A 3,649-nucleotide genomic window follows, 5' to 3' on the forward strand; every position below is an offset into this window, starting at 1 on the left:
ACCTCCTTTTTCACTAGATGATAAAGGAAGGCTTGGTGAATGGCACTAAAGGTTTGTAGGATTTGAAAAGCTACCGCGTAGCGGTTTAGTTCAACTACTAATCCACGCACTCGTTTTATCCCCACATACAATTGGATAGACGAGTTTGCTTTAATCTCCTCTGTATGTGGATAGACGAAGTTAGATCCTATCATCCCATATCTGCGAAATGTAGCATGACATACCTAGATGAGTATACATTCGCTATCGTTATTCCAATCCCCTCCCAAGTTATTCAACTTCAAATTTAGACAAAAAAAGACAAACGGCTCATTAGAGCAATCTGTCTGCAAGAATATATCTAGATATAGATGAATACTTGTTATGGAGGGAAAATCAAAGATCAAGTACGCTATAACTTGCAATTTAGATTCAATAATTTCATGTTATTCTAGCTTTTATCGCTATTGGCCTCACATCGAAGAATGCAAAGAATCGATATACAGTTGCCTTCTCCTAGTTAACAAGTAAATTTACTGCCCTCTTGGATTGTATGAGAAATCATAATCCGCTATCATTATAAAACTTAGCTTATCCTTTTTTATCAAAATTCATTGACAACGAAACAAAGCGTTCTTCAAATCGTTCTTTAAATCTATTTTCTTCGTTAGACTTTAATAGTTCATAGTTACCATTGTCAGTACGTTCCAGTAGATAAGTTAGCATCTTTGTTCCATAAGTAGTATCAGTTATTCCCTCATCTCCATATGCCTCAATCACGTTATCATACTTGTCACCATAACCTATTCCTCTAAATGTCTTATACTTCTTATTATTAGGAGTGCTGTCTCTTATAATAATTCCATTTACTTTATTATCTTTATAATGGAGTTCTACTCCGTCAAAGATATATAAATGCATAAAGTCTATTGTATCCACATGTCTTCCAATCAACTTACCAATTTCATCCACGGAAGTTCCCATACCTATAGTAGTTCCGTTGTTATCAATGAAATTAAAGTCCTTTTCAATAAATAAATTATGTTCAAATATTTGATTAGATTCGGTATTATTTGAATTATAACCACCTGATAATACTAAAATGAGTGTGAATATAAGTTTTATCAATTCATACAATATCCTCTCTTATTTATTGCCAGCGACCGGGTCAGACAGGACTAAGCCCCGAAGGTCTGTTCACATCAATATGCTCCTTCGAAATGCAGCTGGCAGACCGAGGGTATGTCCCGAAACTTGAACACATTGTTACCTGATGACCTTGACTTCTTCTACTCTACTATCCATTTTTCATTATTATTTGTCATTTCTCATGTCAGTTTGATCTATCTTTTGGAATCGTGTCGTTCTTCTTGCTATTAGAGATGTAAGAACTAAACCTAGACATAACCCCGAGATAGGTGAAACAACTACTATCCCGATGACATTATTGCTAGTGGTTATCCATAACTTTAGGCATGTTGTAGCAACTGAAATTGTTATTGCAATTAACCAAAATAATTTCTTTTGTTTCCTAGTGACTTTTGGCATTCCCCCAATAGTGGGATTACTTCTATAGAGGCGACTAATGATGACTACAAATATGGCCAATAATCCAAATACCGATAAACTATGTTGCAACATCTTATATAACGGAAGATTAAAGAATAATACCTCACTTAAGAGTGAGAAACGAATAACGAAATAACCGTGAACATGGGTAAAGGCATCTAATGTGATATGAGATATAAATCCAACTACCACAGATAGCATAAAAAATATCCAATCCCTTAAACTTCTAAGTCCCCATTCACCCATGATATTATACGCTCGCTGATTAAGGTTAAATATCGAAGGTAGATGTATCACAAATGATTCTTTAACGGTAAAATGAAATATGACTGCAATTAAGAGACACATAGGAATGCCCTGAAAAAACAATCCGGCAATAGAATGGCCGATACTGCTGTATGGTTCTAACATCAAAAAATACTCAAAATCAGGTGCCATACTTCCTAGTATTAGACCGGTTAAATTATAATATTTAGGGCTTATATATTTCAAAGGAATTGCATAAATAGGATGTGCAAAGGTGAATGGCATAAAAACTCCTATGATCCGTTTTTTTCTTACTCTTTAAATAGCGCAGTTTTCGGATTACGTTGTGCATTCCTGACGTATAATTACTTTCACAGTCAACTTCCTTCTTTGTCTCTAAGTAGTTCTTCAATTAATATACCATTGATTTTCAGCCCTGAAATATCACAATCGATTAGTTCCATATTGGATAAATTACTATTGCGAAAAATGATAGGCTTATATTGTCCTTCAGGACTATAATTCGCATCCCCTTGCTGGGGCAGCACAATATTAAGAAATTCCGTTCCTATCAGCTCAACATGATCAATAACCGCATGACTTAAATTTGCATTTTGGATTACTGTTTTCGATAAATTTGCATTGGTAATTTTTAGCTCAGATAAGTTTACGTCATTCATAACCCATCCGCTCATATTTGCATTGTTGATCTGGGACTTTGCTAGATTAACATTCTCAAAATTGAGCTCCTGTGCATTAACGTCTTTAAATGTCGACCCCGAAATATCCACCATGACTACCTCTAACTTCTCAACTTTCAATTCCATTAAAATTTCTCCATTCAGATTTATGTACTCATTCCAGGAATGATAAATTAACTCGATGAGTATACATTCGCTATCGTCATTCTAATCCCCTTCCAAAAATATATCACATCACCACTTCAAAATTTAGAGAAAAAAAGACAAACCGCTCATTAGAGCAATCTGTCTGTAGGAATATCTAGATATAGATGAATCCTTGTTATGGAAGGAAATCAGAATCCGAAATCCGCCTTCCTATATCGGGGATTAGCTTATCTGTATTTTCAATTATACTTCTAGTTCACAAGCCGCTGCCGAAGTAGTAGACTCCTCTTCACATTCCGTTGAACAGAACCCTTTGGTCACCTCTTCGCATTTCTCGCAGCAAATATGTCGTTTATCACATACGTTATCCGTACAATTAATATAACGGTCAGATGGTTCATCACAATGCTTGCAGGTTGATATCATTTTATCTTCTTCTGTCTGATTGATAGTTACGGAAATACGATCGTCAAATACATAACATTTACCATCGAATAATCTGCCTTTCACTTCCGGATCTTTACCATAAGTCACGATTCCACCATCCAGCTGATAGACATCCTTGAAGCCTTGGTCAAGAAGCACACTACTTAATTTCTCACAACGAATACCGCCGGTACAATAAGTTATTATGGGCTTATCCTTGTGTTCACTTATATTCTCTCTTAGCCATTCCGGAAATTCCTTAAAGTTTTCTACCTCTGGTCTAATCGCATTACGGAAATGTCCAATATCATATTCGTAATTGTTTCTTCCGTCTATAACGATAACATCGTCCCTTTGCAAATATTCGTAGAATTGCTTGGGATTTAGACGCTTTCCTGTATTGACTGTAGGATCAATCTGCTCATTATTACGCAGAGTCACGATTTCATCTCTATGCCTTACATGCATCTTTTTAAAGGCATCTCCGCGGGTCTGTCAATAGTTTTGTGTAAACTCTTTTAATATGGCTTCTCCCCGAGGGGAGATAAAAATCATTTCACATACTGCCCAACACGTTCTGG

Annotated in this window: 4 protein-coding genes and 1 pseudogene; all 5 read right to left on the bottom strand. The window is 35.8% G+C overall.

Annotated elements, in window-relative coordinates:
• Positions 1–194: hypothetical protein (locus tag J2T13_RS26020; RefSeq protein WP_429375604.1), on the bottom strand; the 194-nt coding region annotated here is incomplete at its 3' end.
• A gap of 376 nt (positions 195–570) precedes the next feature.
• The gene (locus tag J2T13_RS26025; protein WP_429375605.1) at positions 571–1,107 is read right to left on the bottom strand and encodes a hypothetical protein; all 537 of its coding nucleotides are present in this window, start codon (positions 1,105–1,107) and stop codon (positions 571–573) included.
• 186 nt (positions 1,108–1,293) lie between these two features.
• Positions 1,294–2,079 (bottom strand): DUF4184 family protein, encoded by a 786-nt coding sequence (locus J2T13_RS26030; RefSeq protein ID WP_429375606.1) that lies wholly within the window; start codon positions 2,077–2,079, stop codon positions 1,294–1,296.
• A 92-nt stretch (positions 2,080–2,171) separates the two neighbouring features.
• The gene (locus J2T13_RS26035; protein WP_429375608.1) at positions 2,172–2,621 is read right to left on the bottom strand and encodes a pentapeptide repeat-containing protein; all 450 of its coding nucleotides are present in this window, start codon (positions 2,619–2,621) and stop codon (positions 2,172–2,174) included.
• A 264-nt stretch (positions 2,622–2,885) separates the two neighbouring features.
• A pseudogene (locus J2T13_RS26040) lies at positions 2,886–3,560 on the bottom strand (rhodanese-related sulfurtransferase); the annotation flags it as partial.
• Positions 3,561–3,649: the final 89 nt, after the last annotated feature.

This window comes from Paenibacillus sp. DS2015, assembly GCF_050433705.1.
GTDB lineage: Bacteria > Bacillota > Bacilli > Paenibacillales > Paenibacillaceae > Paenibacillus_AQ.

Coding starts and splice junctions, on each gene's coding strand:
- J2T13_RS26035 (WP_429375608.1), bottom strand. CDS start 2,621: ATGGAATTGAAAGTTGAGAAGTTAGAGGTAGTCATGGTGGATATTTCG.
- J2T13_RS26030 (WP_429375606.1), bottom strand. CDS start 2,079: ATGCCATTCACCTTTGCACATCCTATTTATGCAATTCCTTTGAAATAT.